Origin of the sequence: Phenylobacterium sp. (assembly GCF_044372605.1) — a bacterium.
Taxonomy (GTDB): Bacteria; Pseudomonadota; Alphaproteobacteria; order Caulobacterales; family Caulobacteraceae; genus Phenylobacterium.
This window is the reverse complement of record NZ_JBILRO010000062.1, coordinates 1-14,311: the sequence shown is the minus strand read 5'-3', so window position 1 is coordinate 14,311 and position 14,311 is coordinate 1. Positions and strand designations below refer to the sequence as shown.

The following is a 14,311-nucleotide window of genomic DNA, read 5'->3' as shown; positions in this document are numbered from 1 at the left end:
TTCAGATTGGTGGCGGCCGACCCCACTGCGTAAAGCAGCTTGGTTCCCATGCGCAAAGGCGGCGGCTCGCGGGTCGCTGCAGTCAATCCGATCCTCCCCCGCCCGTATGGCGGTGTTGCTGGACCGGGCGCACTTCCCCCTTTGGCACGGACCTTGATCGAACGTTGGGGCGTGTCAGAGCGGGCGTCAACGCCGATGATCTTTCGCCGATGACACATTGGCGCAGGCCGTCAGCCCGCGAGCAGGATCACCTTGCCCACGTGGCTGCCGCCCTCCAGGTGAGCGTGGGCGGCTGCGGCCTCTTCCAGGGGGAAGGTCTTGTCGATGGTGGGCTTGATCTTGCCGGCCGCGATCCAGGGCCAGACCACGCGCTCGACCTCAGCCGCCAACCGCGCTTTTTCGTCCGCGTCGCGCGGGCGCAGGGTGGAGCCGGTTATCACGGCCCGCTTCATCATGATCCGGAAGATGGGCAGGGTGACCTCGCCGCCGGCCTGGCTGGCGATATAGACGATCCGCCCGCCGGTGCGGATGGCGTCAAGGTTCTTGGGGAAATAGTCGCCGCCGACCATGTCCAGCACCACATCGACCCCGCCGTCGGCCTTGGCGACTTCGGCGAAATCCTCCGAGGTGGCGTCGACGGCCACATCGGCGCCCAGGGCGAGGGCGGCCCTGGCCTTGCCGGCGCCGCGGGCCGTCGCGATCACTCGCGCGCCCGCGGCCTTGGCCATCTGTATCGCGGTGGCCCCGATGCCGGATGTGGCGCCGTGCAGCAAAAGGGTCTCGCCGGCTTTCAGCGACCCGTGCTCGAACACATTGGCGTAGACCGTGAATACCGTCTCGGGCAGGCCTGCGGCCTCTGCAAAGCTGAACCCGTCCGGGACCGGCAGGGCATGGCGGGCGTCGCAGACCGCATATGCCGCATAGCCCCCGCCGCCCAGCAGGGCGCAGACCCGGTCTCCGGATTTCCAGCGACCGGCGCCGATGGCGACCTCACCGGCGACTTCCAGGCCCATGGTCGTCGGCGCCCCGGGCGGCGGCGGATACATACCCATGCGTTGGATGATGTCGGGACGGTTGACGCCCGCGGCGCGGACGCGGATCAGGATCTCGCCCGGCTTCGGCTGCGGGATCGGCAACCGCTCCGGCCTCAGGGCAGAGGCGGGTCCCTTGCCGCCGTCAATGGCGATGGCGGTCATGGTCTCGGCTTCGAGCGGGCTCATGGGCGTTTCCTGAAACTTGCGCTTGCGGGGCTGTCGCGCTCAGATAGCGCCCTATGCCGGGACCGCAAAGGAGGGTTCACCCATGGAAGAGCCTGCGGAGGTGCGGATTGGCCGGGGCCAGCGCTTGGTGGAAGCCGTGCGCGAGGATCTGGAGCTCTATGGCGTGGCCGAACTGGAAGAGCGGCTGGAGGTGCTGGAAGCCGAGATGGCCCGTGTTCGGGCCCAGATTGACAAGAAGAAATCCGGCCGCGCCGCCGCCGACGCGCTGTTTTCCCTGCCCAAGGGCTGATGATCCCGTGGCATGGCCGTTGCAGGGGCGGGCCTTCGCACCATTCGTTCAGCGTGTGGCAACGATAATCGTGTAGAGTTCAGACCATGCAGGATACCGAGAGCCCCGATTGGCGCGATGACGTCATCCAGGATTTCGCCCGTTCGGAGCTTTTCGAGCGGACATTTAAGGAGGGTATGGCGCTGGTCGAGGAGACCGCCGCCTATCTGGATGGCGGCGGGCGCCAGGAATCCAAGCTGCTGTCGCGCAATGCCGCGCTGGCCTATGCGGCGGAAAGCATGCGGCTCACCACCCGGCTGATGCAGGTGGCCTCCTGGCTGCTGGTGCAGCGCGCCGTGCGTGAGGGTGACATGGCGCCGGCGGCGGCCTGCGAGGACCGCTATCGCCTGAACGCCGATACGGTGGTCCGCGCCGAGGTGCTGGCCTCGCGCACTGAACTGCCCACCAGCCTCACCCGTCTGGCCGATCGGGCGGAGCGCCTCTATGAACGGGTGCGCCATCTTGACCGCCGCATGTATGTCGAGAACCCGGCCGACGAGCGCACCAACGCCGTGCTGGGCCAGATGAACCGCCTGAAGACCGCGTTCGGGAGTTAGGCGCGGGGCGCAGCGCCAACCGGCGCGGCCAGTTCGACCGTCCCAGGCGTCCTCCTGGGATTACACACCGCCACAATCAGAAACGCCGCGACGGTTGCCCCTCGCGGCGTCTGAGATTCTGCCCGTTCCCGCTCTGGATCCCGGCTTTCGCCGGGATGTGTCCGGCTAGCGCCGGCTCACTTGCGGGTGAAGGCGCCGAACTTGGCGTTGAAGCGCGAGACGCGTCCGGCGCGATCAAGCATCTGGTGACCGCCGCCGGTCCAGGCCGGGTGGGTCTTGGGATCGATATCCAGGTTCAGCGTGTCGCCCGGCTTCCCGTAGGTAGAGCGCGTCTGGTAGCTGGTCCCGTCGGTCATCACCACGGTGATGAAGTGGTAATCGGGGTGCGTGTCTTGTTTCATCGAACGGGCGCCTGACGTAAAGGTGCGGCCAAATTTGGAACGGGCGCCGGATAGGGCCGCCCGAAGGAAGCCGCGCGTATAGAGAAACGTGTGGGTGAATGCAAGGTACGACACCGATGAGTGACGCCGGAGCCGACATTTCTGCCCCGGGGAGACCCAGCGCGGGCCAGGCGCTGGCCCAGAACCTGTCCGAGGCCGCGGCCAAACGGGGCCGCAGCCGTAACATTGGCGCGCTGCGCAGACTGGCGCCGTTCGCCCGGGCGCATTGGGGCGACGCCAGCCTGGCCGGGTTGTTCCTGATCCTCTCCACCTGCGCCACCCTGGGCATATCCGGCGCGATCCGGTTGCTGGTGGATCACCTGACCGACAAGGGTCTGGATCCGTCGACGGTGGACCAGAAGTTTCTGATCCTCGGGGCGGTTGCGGTGGGCCTGGCGATCTCGACCGCCGGTCGGTTCTTCTTTGTCACCAAGGTGGGTGAGCGGATCGTGGCCGATCTGCGCAAGGCCACCTATGCGCATATTCTGACGCTGGATCCGTCCTATTTCCTGAAGACCCGCACCGGCGAGGTGCTGTCGCGGCTGACGACGGACATCGCGATCGTTGAAAGCCTGGTGGCCACCTCGGTCTCGGTGGCGGCGCGCAACTTCCTGATGCTGGTGGGCGCCCTGATCCTGCTGGTGTTCGTCAGCGCCAAACTGACCGGCCTGGTCCTGCTGACCTTCCCGTTCGTGATCGCGCCGGTGTTCCTGTTCGGCCGGCAGGTGCGCAAGCTGACGGCCTCGGCCCAGGACCGGTTCGCCGACGCGGTGGGGGCGGCCGGCGAGAGCCTGGATGCGCTGGAAACCGTGCAGGCGTTTGGCCGTGAGGGGGCCGCCGCCAAGTGGTTCGGCTCGGCAGTCGAGCAGGCCTTCCAGGCCCAGCTGCGGCGGATTTCCACCCGCGCCCTGATGACAGCGGTGGTAATTGTACTGGTGTTCGGCGGGGTGGTGGGCGTGTTCTGGCTGGGCGTCCACGCGGGCCTGCGCGGCGAGATCACCTGGGGGGCGTTGTTCCAGTTTGCGTTCCTATCGGTGATGGCGGCTGCTTCTGTCGGGGCGCTGGGTGAAACCTGGGGCGAGGTACAGAAGGCCGCCGGGGCCATGGAGCGTGTGGGTGAACTGCTGGACGCGCGGCCCGGGATCGCGCCGCCGGTCCATCCCACGCCGCTGCCGGTTCCCGCGCGCGGTGAGGTGGCCTTTGAAGGCGTCACCTTCGCCTATCCCGGGCGGCCCGATCTGCCGGCGCTGAAGGACTTCGACCTGATCGTCAGGCCCGGCGAACGGGTGGCGCTGGTGGGCCCCTCGGGCGCGGGCAAGAGCACGGTCTTCCGGCTGTTGCTGCGGTTCTATGATCCGCAGGCCGGACGGGTGCTGATGGACGGCGTCGACCTGCGTGAGGCCGAGCCCGCCGAGGTGCGCGCACGGCTGGCGCTGGTGGCCCAGGAGAGCCCGCTGTTCTCCGGTTCGGCGCTGGATAACATCCGCTACGGGCGCGAGGCGGCGACGGAAGACGAGGTCCGCGCCGTGGTCCGCGCCGCCCAGGCCGAGGCCTTCCTGGCCGCCCTGCCGCAGGGCCTCGACACCCCCATCGGCGAACGCGCCCGCACGCTCTCCGGCGGCCAGCGTCAGCGGCTGGCGATTGCGCGGGCCCTGGTGCGCGAGGCGCCGATCCTGTTGCTGGACGAGGCGACCAGCGCGCTCGACGCCGAGAACGAGCAACTGGTGCAGCGCGCGCTGGATGCGGCCATGAAGGGCCACACGACGCTGGTGATCGCCCACCGGCTGGCCACGGTGCTCAAGGCCGACCGGATCGTGGTGATGGATGGCGGCCGCGTGGTGGAGCAAGGAACCCACACCGATCTGGTGGCGAAGGACGGCCTCTACGCGCGACTGGCAGCGCTGCAGTTCGAGGCGGCCTAACCCCGCGCCGCCACGGCCAAGGCGGTGAAGTCGCTGAAGACGCCGTCGACGCCGGCGGCGTAGAGGGCCTTCACGACGGCGGTGGCGTCGCCGTGGTCGGCGGGGGAGGTCCCGCGCTGCAGGCTCTTGGGCAGGAAAGCGTTCTCGGCCCGGATGGTCCAGGGGTGCACCGCCAGCCCTGCGGCGTGCGCCTCGCCCACCAGGGTTGTGGGCTGGCCCAACACGCCGCCGGCGGTGGGGATCACCAGCGGCCACTCTGGCCCGAGGCCCTCGGCGAAGGCGGCGATCGCCTTGATCCCGGCGGCGGATTTCACGTCGACGGGCGCAGGCCCCTGGCTCACCAGCATCACCCGGCGGGCCTTGCCGATCAGGCCATAGGCCTTCAGGGGCGCCACTTCGAAACACTGGACGAAGACGGGCGCCGTGCGGCTGTTCAGGTCGTTGGCCTTCAGCAGGTCAGCCAACCGCTGCTCCATCGGCAGACCGATGCTGGCGAAGAAGGTCGGGTGCTTCATTTCCGGATAGGTGCCGATCACGCGGCCCACGCGGCGGCTCTCGGCCTTCGCCAGGTCGATCACCTCCTGATAGGTGGGGATCACGTCCTGGCCGTCGAACTTCGCACTGCCGGGCCGTAGTTGCGGCAGGCGTTCGCGGGCGCGCAGGGTCTTGAGTTCAGCGAGGGTGAAGTCCTCGGTGAACCAGCCGCTGAGCTTTTCGCCGTCGATCACCTTTTCGGTCTTGCGGGCGGCGAACTCCGGGCGGGCGGCCACATCCGTCGTGCCGCCGATCTCGTTCTCGTGGCGGACCACGAAATGCCCGTCCTTTGTCACCACCAGATCGGGTTCAATGAAATCACAGCCCTCTTCGATGGCCAGGCGATAGGCCATCAGGGTGTGCTCGGGCCGTTCACCGCTGGCGCCGCGATGGGCGATGACCAGGGGCTTTGACTTCGATTTTGCAAGGGCGGGCATTGCGGCGGCGGCGGCCAGGGTTGCGGCGGTGAGGGTGCGGCGTGTGATCATGACGGACATCCTAGCGCTACTTTGCGGCAGTCAGACGACTCAGCATGACGGGATGGATATCCAGGTTGCCGGCGAGGATGGAGCCGGACGACAGGATGGTGTCGCCACCGTCTGCGTCCGTCACCTTGCCGCCGGCTTCCGTCACCAGCAACAGGCCGGCCGCCAGATCCCAGGCGCCGAGATCGCGTTCCCAGTAGGCGTCGTAGCGGCCCGCCGCCACCCAGGCCAGATCCAGCGCCGCCGAACCAAACCGGCGCACGCCCGCCACCCGCTGGCTCACCTGATGCAGCTCCTTCAGGAACTTCGCGTGCTGGCCGTGGCCCAGGAACGGGATGCCCGTGGCCACGACCGCCTCATCCAGCTTCTGCCGCGCCGCCACCCGCAGGCGGTGGTCGTTGACGAAGGCGCCGCGGCCCTTCTCGGCCCAGAACAGCTCGTTGGTGATCGGATTGTAGGTCACCGCCGCCACGATCGCGCCGTCGCGCTGGAGGGCGATGTTGATGGCGAAGTGGGGGATGGCGTGCAGGAAGTTGGTGGTGCCGTCCAGCGGGTCGACGATCCAGGTGTGGGTCTTGTCGGTGCCCTCGATCAGCCCGCGCTCCTCGCCGTGGAAGCTGTAGCCGGGCCGGGCCCGCGACAGCTCCTCGAAGATCACCTGCTCGGCCTTGAGGTCAGCGGCGGTGACGAAGTCGGCGGGCGCCTTCTTGGCCACCTGCAGCTCGGCCAGCTCGCCGAAATCACGATTGAGCCCCCGCGCCGCCTTGCGCGCGGCGTCGCTCATCACCTTCAGAAGGGCGGATTGGGTGCTCACGGTGTGAAAGATCTCGGCAGGGGATAAGGGCGCGGAACCTAGTCGCGGGGGCCTGCGAAGGCAAGGCGCGACGGCGGGCCCTCGCGTGGTCAGCCGGTGTCGGCGGCGGCGGCCCAGGTGGCGGGGGCGTCTTCGCCGACGGGGTCATCTGCGCGGACAGGACCCTCATCATCTTCGCCTTGATCGTCCAGGAGCCGCGCCGGGAGATCGCGCCATTGCTCGGCCAGGTCTTCGGGCAGGCCCAGGGTGCAGCAGGCGCGCCGCACCTGGGCGTCCAGGTCGGCGGTGGTGAAGTCGTCGGTTTCGGTCCAGTCGTCGATCTCACGATCCAGGCGCTCGGTGAGCGTGGCGCGGGTCGCGGCGTCGGCAGCATGGGCGTGGATCACCTCGCCCACCGCCGCCTGAAGCTCCATGATCCGGTCGCCCTCGGCGTCGTCGGCCAGCAGGTCACGTTTCTGCGCGGCCAGGTCGATCCCGGGCCGGGGTGTGGTGCGCACCCTCAGGTTTGTGGCGTCGGCGGCCAGCTTCGCCTTCAGCGCCAGGGTCTGGCGCAGGCAACGCGAGGCGCGCTGATAGGACCGGCTGAGATCAGCAACCTCGCCGGCCTCGCTGGCGGCCATCAGCTGCGCATGGACGTGCCGGACCGCGCTGAGGTCCAGCTCGGCCAGCTCGGCCAGCATCTGTGCGTCACGATCAGGGGTTGTCGCGGTCATGTCCGGGAGAGGACCACAGAGCTACGACAGTTCCGGACGTAGGATGTCGGAGGCGGGAGAGATTTTTTGCGATGAAGGGGGTTCTGTGGTTGGCTTGAGTAAGGTCGTCAGTCCCCTTTCTGAAGCAACAGGCACCTGGCCACCGATGGGGCGTTCTGTTCCGCCTCAGCGCGACTGATACGGCCTGCCATAACCATCGGTCGCACAATCCTGGTCATTAGCGAGGCGATGTCGGAGTCGCCCTTCACCTGCCCGGCGATGGCGTGAAACATTTTCTGCCCCGGTATGGCGAGACGCGCCGCACATACCTCCGCTTCACGCGGCCCGGCGGCGGCTATTCCGGGACTTGAGGTCCACGCCACCAGGCAGGCGGCCGCGCCGAACGCCCAACTTTCCCTAGCCGTCTTCATGCTGGCCGCCCTGTTTCGAGGCGAGAGAGGCCATTATGGCGACACTTGGCGCGATCGCGTTGTCGACCAGGCCGCGCCAGGCGGCCGTCACCGCCTCGGACCCATGCTCCTGGCGGATGTCGAGTATGCCCTTCAGCTCCGCCGACATGCGTGTGGCCTCTGTCTGAGCGCGGCGCATAATCTCGCCGGGGCCCCAATCGACGTCACGCTTGGCGAACTGGGCCGGCGCGAAGAAGAAGGCATGCGGTGTTGCGGCATGCTCGGGCCGATAGCGGCCTGCCCCCCAATGGGTGGCGCCGACGGCGCAGCTGAGCTTGAGGTTCGCACCGAACCGGGCGTGAATGGCCGCAACAACATCGCCATCGCCGGACATGTCGACGAATGCGGTCGAAAGGTTCGGGTCCATGGCGTCGATGGCGTCGTAGGTGACGACTTCATCGCAGGTTCCAAGGCGCGTGACGAAGCCGACATTGCCGGGTGACGTCAGGCCGATGACCCGCGGGCGGACGTCGCCGTGGCGTGAGAGCAGGTTGCACAGGCCCAGGCCGGTCTTGGAGGATGCGCTGCCGACCAGAACCTGGTCTGCGCCGAAAAAGGCATTGTCGACCAGATAGTCGTAGAGGACGTAAGAGGTCGAAAAGAGCGGGAAGAGCAGACACCGTTCGTCTTCCATGGCCGTCAGCGCGGGCGGATCGCCGCTGGTGCGCTGATAGTTGTTGTAGATGGCCGGCAGGTCCGCGCGATGGGCGGCGGCGTCGGAAAAGCTTCGGTCGGTCGCAGCGGCCGGCCGCATCACGACGTGGCTCGCCATGGGAAGGAAGCCCCAGATGCGCTCGCCCACGACAATGTCTGGTGCACGTGAGGCGACAACGTCGGCAAACCCCCAGACGGGGACGATCCCCCAGGGTTCCGCCACCGGGAAGAACTTCCAGTAGCCGATCATGTCGCCGGAGAGGGCATAGCTGACGTTATTCGCGGTCATGGCGAACCTGTCGATGGCCACGAGAATCTCGCCGTCCGCCAGTTCAGGCGTCTCGACGGAAACGGTTCGGGCTTCGGAGAAGGCCGAGCGGCGTACCTGGACCTGGGTGATCATGTTGTGGGTTCCTGTTGGGCGCGGCGATCGCGCAGAGAGAGAACGAAGAAGATAGCCCCCAGTACGACGAAGACCGCGCTCCCATAGTGCTCCGGCGGATGGTGGTCGCCGCGGGAGCCCTTCCCGAACCACGCCGAATAGGCGCCGAGCGCCTGCATGAAGATCGTCAGCAACAACACCAGTGGCACAAGCGTGCGGTATCTCCGGGCGATGATCAGGATGAGAATCCCGAACGGGATCTGCATGGCCCCGTACCAGGCGAAGATCGCGATGATGGTGTCGGCGCGGGTCGAAAGGTCTACGCCGCCGATGACGCCCGCGCCGCCGTCAGGGAGAAAATAGTGGATCATACCCGGCACGATGGTCGTCACGGAGGACAGGGCCAGGAACCAGGCAGCCAGGATGGAACCCCGATAGGCGGCGTTTGTGCTGGGGGGAAGCAGAGCCACGGCGGAAGCCTCCTCAATTCACGTCGAGAAAGGAAATGATGTGGGCGACGAGCTCATCCGGCGCGTCTTCCTGGAGGAAGTGGTTGGCGGTCGGGATGTTCTGGTGTTTCTGACCGGCCGCGCCGGGGATGTAGGCCTGCGCCCGCTTGTCCCACCCCTGCGCCACCGGATCGAGGTCTCCGAAGAGCGTCAGGAAGGGCTTGTCGAACGTGGCAAGCCTGGCCCAGGCGTCGCGGTTCAGCGGCGCACCGGGGTTGTCGGTCTGGACCGCGATCAGGACCGGAAACTGGATGATGCCCGCTTCATAGTCCGTTGATGGAAACGGCGCCCGGTAGGCCGCCAGTTCGCCCTCCGTGAGCTTGCGCTGCATGCCGGCTTCCAGCATCTGCCAGGGGAAGGCGGTCGCGGCGTGCATCATGCCGACCCACATCTTCATGAATTCGCTTTCGCCCTCGCCAAGCGGCAGGCCCGTGTTGGCGGCGATCACGCGGGCGAAGCGTTCGGGGTGCTGCGCTGCCAGATAGAGACCGATTGTGCCGCCCCAGTCCTGGCAGAAGAGGGTGATATCGGTCAGGTCCATCTGGCTGAGCCACTTGCCCATCCAGTCGTAGTGCCGCGCCTGGGTATAGTCGCTCTTGGCCGCCGGCTTGTCCGACCGTCCGCAGCCGACGAGGTCGACGGCGATCACCCGACGCCCGGTGGCGAGCAGGCCGGGGATCATGTGGCGATAGAGGTATGCCCAGGACGGATTGCCATGCATCAGCAGGATCGGCGGGGCGTCGCGCGGGCCCTCATCAACACAGTGGATGCGGATTTCCGTCCCGTCGTTGTCCTTGACGGTCATGTAGTGGGGGGCCCACGGGAAGTCGGGCAAGCTATCGAACCGATCGTCGGGCGTGCGCAGGATTTTCATGGATTCACTCCAGTCTGAAGGTCGGGTGTCAGCCGTAGCCGGCCGTTAGATCTGTGTGGTGGACAGCAGCAGGGCGACCTGCGCCAGGGCGGCGGCGAGGGCCAGCGAAAGACCAACCCAGACCTTTGGACCTGCAAGGGTCATGATCATTGGACGGGTCGGGAAATTGAACGTCTGCGGCATGGCGGCGAACTTGAACGCGTGGGCGCCGCCGAAACGCGGGTCGCAGACCAGATGGGCGATATCGCGCCGGCTTCGATAGCGCATGTAGCCCACCATCGACCACTCCGGGACCTCCTTTAGCCCCCAGGTGTCGACCATGCCGCCAATGCGGCGTGCCGCCAGAGCCGGGTGGCCGCCCCGGGCGAACAGCGCCGGCATGAACATGCGCGTGTATCCCGCCATGATCTCACGCGCCGGACGCATGTTTCCTGTCACAGGATCGGCGACGTCGCCGTCGGACATGCGAATGACGTTCAACATGAAGAACTCGCGGCCATCGTCCTCTTCCAGAAACCGCTGCAGGACCGGCATTTCGTCCTGGTCGCCGTGGCCGACATTGTTGGCGCGCATGCGCGCCATGAAGCTCTCGATCTCGGCCTTTGCCAGGGGGCCGCGCCAGTTGAGGTACCAGCCCAGGAAAATCGCGTAGCCCGCGAAGGCGACGCCCCAGACCCAGAAACTCCCCATCATCCGGCCTCCCGCGCCACCAGCCCGGAATCGAACCCGGGACGGCTCAATCCGTGGAATATATTGACAGTATGAGTGTCGATATATGGCGCAATAGCGTTTGGCAACAGGGGCTATCGATCTTGGCGGCCAGGCCGCCGGAGCCGGCGACCAGAACAGATGATTGCCGCCAGGACCGGCTTTGGCGCTCAGTCGTCCAGCAAGCGGGCCACGGTGGTGACGATGGCCATTTTGCTCTGTTTCGCGCTCAGGCCCTGCGTGCGTCGAAGTCTGAGCCAACCCTCCATGGACGTCAGCATTTCTATCGCGGCGGCGACCTCGGGCCGTGCTTCCACCTCAGGCAGACAGGCGAGGAGTTGGCGGCGCTGCTGAGCCGCGAACTGAACCCTGGCGCGTTGGAGTGTTGGCGAACTGTGCAGCCGGATTTCGCCTGACAGGTAGTAGGCGGTTATCTGGTCGAACGTGGCCGCCCTGGCCGAGACCAGCTGCTCGATCCGCTGCGCCAGGGGTCCCTCGTCGTAGGTCTCCGTCAGCATCGGTTGGACCAGCACGCGGACCTTGTCGTTCATCTCCGCAAACAGCGCTTCCATGTCCTGGAAGTGTCGGAAGACCGTACGATCGCCGACGCTCGCGTACTGCGCCACGTCTTCGGCGGTTGGGCCTAGATTGCCGGCGCGAATGAGGTCGAGCAGGGCGGCGACGATCTTCTGGCGCGTCACCCGACTGCGCTCCATCCGCCCATCCAGTTCCGGGGGCGGGGTACGCCGGGTGCGCGGCGGTGACGGCTGGGCCATGTCCGAGGTCATGACGTGCGGATAGGAGTTGAAGCGAAGCGAGGCAAGCTGATCCCGCTGTATGGGTGCGAGTCGCATGCGGACCGACATGCTACATGAGAAAGCCAGGGTGCCCCGCGACTGCGAGGATCGTTAACTGCGGTGACAGCCGCAAATCTCGGGAATGTCGACGCCCGGGAGACCCTGACCGCGTCGTTCGGCAGCGTTGCCATTCTGAACTGATCGGTCCATAATTCGGGGATGGCGCGTCCCATCGAGTTCGATCGTCCGGAAGTCGTGAAAAGGGCGATGGCCCTGTTCTGGCGCCAGGGCTTCCAGGCCACCTCGCTGGTCGACCTGGTGGCCGCCATGGGCATCAGCCGCAGCAGTTTCTATGCGGCGTTCGGCGACAAGCGCCGCCTGTTCGTCGAGTGTCTCGATCTCTTCGCCCGGCGCACAATCGACCTGCTGGAGCGCGCCCGCGCCGAGATGCCGCCGGCAGACGCCTTGCAGGCCTTCTTCGAACCCGACTTCATGGGCGCGTGGGGCGCCCGGAACCAATGGGGCTGCATGCTGGTGAACACGGTGCTCGAGATGGCGGGCGTCGATGACGACCTGGCCGCCCACGCCAGCCGTCACCTGGACCGGGTGGAGCGGCTCTTCCGGACCTTCCTGCAGGACGCCGGCGCCACACCGGCGCTCGCGGAGGACCTCGCGGCCATGCTGATGCTGCTCCTCGAGGGCGTCCGGGTATCCGCCCGCCGCCCGACGCCGGGCGCTGCGCGCCTGCAGCCCATCGCCACAACGTTCCGCCTGGTGCGGAACGCCATCGCCACCCCAACGGGTTCCGAACGCACAAGAGAGATCACCGCATGAGACACGAACTCCAGGTCGAGATCCTGAAAGAGCTGATGCAGCAGCTCGACGAGGGCCGGAACGTCGACGCCGGCGTGCAGTACCGCGTGCCGACGACGTCCTATGTTTGCCGCGATCACGCATCGAAGGAGTGGGAGGCGTTCTTCCGAAACCATCCCCAGCTGATCGGCCTGTCGCAGGACCTGCCCGAGCCAGGCACGTTCTTCACCATGGACGACTTCGGCACACCCTTGCTGGCGACCCGCGACAGGAATGGCGTCTTCCGCGCCTTTGTGAACGCCTGCCGACATCGGGCCGTGAAGGTGGCCGCCGAGCCGCGCGGCAAGCAGTCGATCTTCATGTGCCCCTTCCACAACTGGAGCTACGCCAACACCGGTGACCTCATCGCCATTCCGAATGAGGATCACTTCGGCGCCATCGACAAGTCATGCCACGGCCTCATCGCCCTGCCGGCGGTCGAGCGCGACGGCCTGCTCTGGGTGCATCCCCAGGCCGACGGTCATCTGGATGTCGACGAACTTCTGGGCGCCGAACTGGCGGCGGAAATCGCCTCCTTCGGTCTGGGACGCCACGGCTTTGCGGGCGCAACGCCGATCCCCGGAGATCTCAACTGGAAGTTCGCCAACGATACGTTCGGCGAGACCTACCACTTCGGAAAGCTGCACAAGGACACGCTGGGCCGCGTGTTCTACGGCAACAACCTCCATTTCAAGGAATTCGGGCGGCACCATCGCTTCGTGACCGCCAGCCGCGGCATTGACCGACTGCGCACTCTGCCGGAGTCTGAGTGGCAGGTCCTCGGCAGCACCTTCGTGCTCTACTACCTGTTCCCCAACATTCAGCTGATCTGCAGCAGCGAGAGCGCCACGCTGATCCGCATCTACCCCGACCCAGCTGATCCGGGTCGCTCGATCACCCAGGTCAGTTTCTACTTCTCGCCCGAGACGGCCGCCGAGGCTGCGGCCCGGGACGCCGCCGGCGTTGACCCGCGCGCCGTATACGACCTGAACGCGCAACGGGGTCCGAGCCTGCAGGGCTCATTCGAGGTGTTCAAGAGCACCATCGAGCAGGAAGACTATGTGATGGGCGCCCTCCAGCAGAGGACGGCCGAGAGCGGTCAGCTCAAGGACGTCATCCTCGGCCGCAACGAGCCGGCCCTGCACCACTTCCACAGGAACTATCGCGAAGCCTTGAACCAGCCGCCGCTCGTGCCGGTCGGTGCGCTCGAAGGGGTCTGATCGGGGGTAGCTGCAACGGCGGCCAGCCCCCCGGACTGCCAACCTCCGGTACGCCGCGTGGTATTGGGGGTTGCTCCGAGCGTCACCGAGATTCCCGCTGGATCAGGGTGCGTGAGGTTTCCTGATCCCGCAGATAACGAGGCACGACTCTTTGAATTTGAAGCATTTTCTGCGCCGAACCGGTGTCCACTTCGGCGGAAAATGCTCTAAGGAGCTGTGACCTTCGGCAGCCGCGTGACCACCACCTCGCGGGTTGGTCGGTTGATCGACCAGATCACGCCAGGATCGCTCTCGTCGAAGTCGAACGCCTGGCCGGCGAAGGCGACCTTGATCGTGGCGACGTGCTCGAGCTTCGGCCCCATCTTCGGCAGGCGCATCACATAGAGCTCAGGCCTGTCGTGGCCGCTCACGTAAAGCAGTCCGTCCGGTCCCCAGCCGCCGCCCGAGCTGGACGTGGGCTTGAAGGCCTCCAGCACGCCGTCGGGGAAGATCCAGGCCTCGAGGCGCTGGAACCGGTCGTCGAACTTCACGACCTGCGTAAAGCGGCTTCCGCGCCCCGGCTCTCCGCCGGACTCGTCATAGTTGGCGAAAGCGGCCCACCAGAAGCCGTCCTTGCGGTCCAGCCAGGTGAGCGAACCATAGCCCATGCCCAGGCTCAGGGAGCGCTTGTGGGTCATGGTGCCGGGATCAAAGACTTCGATGGAGCTGGCCATCGGGATTTCGGGGAAGTTGGAATTCGAACAGACCAGCTCCGAGGCGATGAGCCGGCAATCGTTGATGTGGCGAATGATGTTTCGGTCGCCCACCCATTCGCCCACCTTCTCGCCGGTCCGCTTGTCGTACTTGCCGATCC

At 66.5% G+C, this 14,311-nt stretch carries 16 protein-coding genes; 5 read left to right on the top strand and 11 right to left on the bottom strand.

Annotation, left to right across the window (positions count from 1 at the left end; translation table 11 throughout):
- Positions 1-230: 230 nt before the first annotated feature.
- Positions 231-1,220 (bottom strand): NAD(P)H-quinone oxidoreductase, encoded by a 990-nt coding sequence (locus tag ACIQ42_RS07425; protein WP_397421573.1) that lies wholly within the window; start codon positions 1,218-1,220, stop codon positions 231-233.
- Positions 1,221-1,302: 82 nt separating this feature from the next.
- Here ACIQ42_RS07425 and ACIQ42_RS07420 point away from each other — a divergent pair, with 82 nt between their 5' ends.
- Complete coding sequence (locus tag ACIQ42_RS07420) at positions 1,303-1,509, top strand: DUF1192 family protein (RefSeq protein WP_397404488.1); 207 nt, start codon at positions 1,303-1,305, stop codon at positions 1,507-1,509.
- Positions 1,510-1,595: 86 nt separating this feature from the next.
- Positions 1,596-2,105 (top strand): DUF1465 family protein, encoded by a 510-nt coding sequence (locus ACIQ42_RS07415; protein WP_397421572.1) that lies wholly within the window; start codon positions 1,596-1,598, stop codon positions 2,103-2,105.
- 176 nt (positions 2,106-2,281) lie between these two features.
- Here ACIQ42_RS07415 and rpmE read toward each other — a convergent pair whose 3' ends face one another.
- Positions 2,282-2,506, bottom strand: coding sequence for a 50S ribosomal protein L31 (gene rpmE / locus ACIQ42_RS07410; protein ID WP_397421571.1), 225 nt, complete (start codon positions 2,504-2,506; stop codon positions 2,282-2,284).
- Between the two features lie 116 nt (positions 2,507-2,622).
- On the opposite strand from rpmE, the gene ACIQ42_RS07405 reads away from it, so the two are divergent.
- Positions 2,623-4,467, top strand: coding sequence for an ABC transporter transmembrane domain-containing protein (locus ACIQ42_RS07405; RefSeq protein ID WP_397421570.1), 1,845 nt, complete (start codon positions 2,623-2,625; stop codon positions 4,465-4,467).
- Here the strand turns inward: ACIQ42_RS07405 and ACIQ42_RS07400 are convergent.
- From ACIQ42_RS07400 to ACIQ42_RS07365, 8 genes are all read right to left on the bottom strand, one after another.
- On the bottom strand, positions 4,464-5,498 hold the full coding sequence (locus ACIQ42_RS07400) for a glycerophosphodiester phosphodiesterase (protein ID WP_397421569.1): 1,035 nt from the start codon (positions 5,496-5,498) through the stop codon (positions 4,464-4,466). The two genes, ACIQ42_RS07405 and ACIQ42_RS07400, sit on opposite strands and share 4 nt — an antisense overlap.
- Positions 5,499-5,505: 7 nt before the next feature.
- A complete protein-coding gene (locus tag ACIQ42_RS07395; protein ID WP_397421568.1) occupies positions 5,506-6,300 on the bottom strand; it encodes an inositol monophosphatase family protein in 795 nt (264 codons plus the stop codon).
- Between the two features lie 89 nt (positions 6,301-6,389).
- Positions 6,390-7,013, bottom strand: coding sequence for a hypothetical protein (locus tag ACIQ42_RS07390; RefSeq protein WP_397421567.1), 624 nt, complete (start codon positions 7,011-7,013; stop codon positions 6,390-6,392).
- 396 nt (positions 7,014-7,409) lie between these two features.
- Positions 7,410-8,519 carry a DUF2855 family protein gene (locus ACIQ42_RS07385; RefSeq protein WP_397421566.1) on the bottom strand — a complete coding sequence of 370 codons (1,110 nt, stop codon included), beginning with the start codon at positions 8,517-8,519 and terminating at the stop codon, positions 7,410-7,412.
- The gene (locus ACIQ42_RS07380) at positions 8,516-8,968 is read right to left on the bottom strand and encodes a hypothetical protein (protein WP_397421565.1); all 453 of its coding nucleotides are present in this window, start codon (positions 8,966-8,968) and stop codon (positions 8,516-8,518) included. The genes ACIQ42_RS07385 and ACIQ42_RS07380 overlap by 4 nt, the downstream gene beginning before the upstream one ends.
- Positions 8,969-8,981: 13 nt before the next feature.
- Positions 8,982-9,881 (bottom strand): haloalkane dehalogenase, encoded by a 900-nt coding sequence (locus ACIQ42_RS07375; RefSeq protein WP_397421564.1) that lies wholly within the window; start codon positions 9,879-9,881, stop codon positions 8,982-8,984.
- A 45-nt stretch (positions 9,882-9,926) separates the two neighbouring features.
- The gene (locus tag ACIQ42_RS07370) at positions 9,927-10,574 is read right to left on the bottom strand and encodes a hypothetical protein (RefSeq protein ID WP_397421563.1); all 648 of its coding nucleotides are present in this window, start codon (positions 10,572-10,574) and stop codon (positions 9,927-9,929) included.
- A gap of 185 nt (positions 10,575-10,759) precedes the next feature.
- The gene (locus ACIQ42_RS07365) at positions 10,760-11,443 is read right to left on the bottom strand and encodes a TetR/AcrR family transcriptional regulator (RefSeq protein ID WP_397421562.1); all 684 of its coding nucleotides are present in this window, start codon (positions 11,441-11,443) and stop codon (positions 10,760-10,762) included.
- 162 nt (positions 11,444-11,605) lie between these two features.
- Between ACIQ42_RS07365 and ACIQ42_RS07360 the strand changes: the two genes are divergently transcribed.
- Entirely contained in the window at positions 11,606-12,220 is a 615-nt protein-coding gene (locus ACIQ42_RS07360; protein WP_397421561.1) for a TetR/AcrR family transcriptional regulator, read from the top strand.
- Positions 12,217-13,458: an aromatic ring-hydroxylating dioxygenase subunit alpha gene (locus tag ACIQ42_RS07355; RefSeq protein ID WP_397421560.1), complete on the top strand. Its 1,242-nt coding sequence runs from the start codon at positions 12,217-12,219 to the stop codon at positions 13,456-13,458. The genes ACIQ42_RS07360 and ACIQ42_RS07355 overlap by 4 nt, the downstream gene beginning before the upstream one ends.
- Positions 13,459-13,664: 206 nt before the next feature.
- Here ACIQ42_RS07355 and ACIQ42_RS07350 read toward each other — a convergent pair.
- On the bottom strand, positions 13,665-14,311 hold a 647-nt coding region (locus ACIQ42_RS07350), incomplete at its 5' end, for a hypothetical protein (protein WP_397421559.1).

What these genes read in the sequence shown, in the direction of transcription:
- ACIQ42_RS07385 (WP_397421566.1), bottom strand. Translation starts at nt 8,519, where the DNA reads ATGATCACCCAGGTCCAGGTACGCCGCTCGGCCTTCTCCGAAGCCCGA.
- ACIQ42_RS07425 (WP_397421573.1), bottom strand. Translation starts at nt 1,220, where the DNA reads ATGAGCCCGCTCGAAGCCGAGACCATGACCGCCATCGCCATTGACGGC.
- rpmE (WP_397421571.1), bottom strand. Translation starts at nt 2,506, where the DNA reads ATGAAACAAGACACGCACCCCGATTACCACTTCATCACCGTGGTGATG.
- ACIQ42_RS07390 (WP_397421567.1), bottom strand. Translation starts at nt 7,013, where the DNA reads ATGACCGCGACAACCCCTGATCGTGACGCACAGATGCTGGCCGAGCTG.
- ACIQ42_RS07360 (WP_397421561.1), top strand. Translation starts at nt 11,606, where the DNA reads ATGGCGCGTCCCATCGAGTTCGATCGTCCGGAAGTCGTGAAAAGGGCG.
- ACIQ42_RS07415 (WP_397421572.1), top strand. Translation starts at nt 1,596, where the DNA reads ATGCAGGATACCGAGAGCCCCGATTGGCGCGATGACGTCATCCAGGAT.
- ACIQ42_RS07370 (WP_397421563.1), bottom strand. Translation starts at nt 10,574, where the DNA reads ATGATGGGGAGTTTCTGGGTCTGGGGCGTCGCCTTCGCGGGCTACGCG.
- ACIQ42_RS07405 (WP_397421570.1), top strand. Translation starts at nt 2,623, where the DNA reads ATGAGTGACGCCGGAGCCGACATTTCTGCCCCGGGGAGACCCAGCGCG.
- ACIQ42_RS07375 (WP_397421564.1), bottom strand. Translation starts at nt 9,881, where the DNA reads ATGAAAATCCTGCGCACGCCCGACGATCGGTTCGATAGCTTGCCCGAC.
- ACIQ42_RS07365 (WP_397421562.1), bottom strand. Translation starts at nt 11,443, where the DNA reads ATGCGACTCGCACCCATACAGCGGGATCAGCTTGCCTCGCTTCGCTTC.
- ACIQ42_RS07420 (WP_397404488.1), top strand. Translation starts at nt 1,303, where the DNA reads ATGGAAGAGCCTGCGGAGGTGCGGATTGGCCGGGGCCAGCGCTTGGTG.
- ACIQ42_RS07400 (WP_397421569.1), bottom strand. Translation starts at nt 5,498, where the DNA reads ATGTCCGTCATGATCACACGCCGCACCCTCACCGCCGCAACCCTGGCC.
- ACIQ42_RS07355 (WP_397421560.1), top strand. Translation starts at nt 12,217, where the DNA reads ATGAGACACGAACTCCAGGTCGAGATCCTGAAAGAGCTGATGCAGCAG.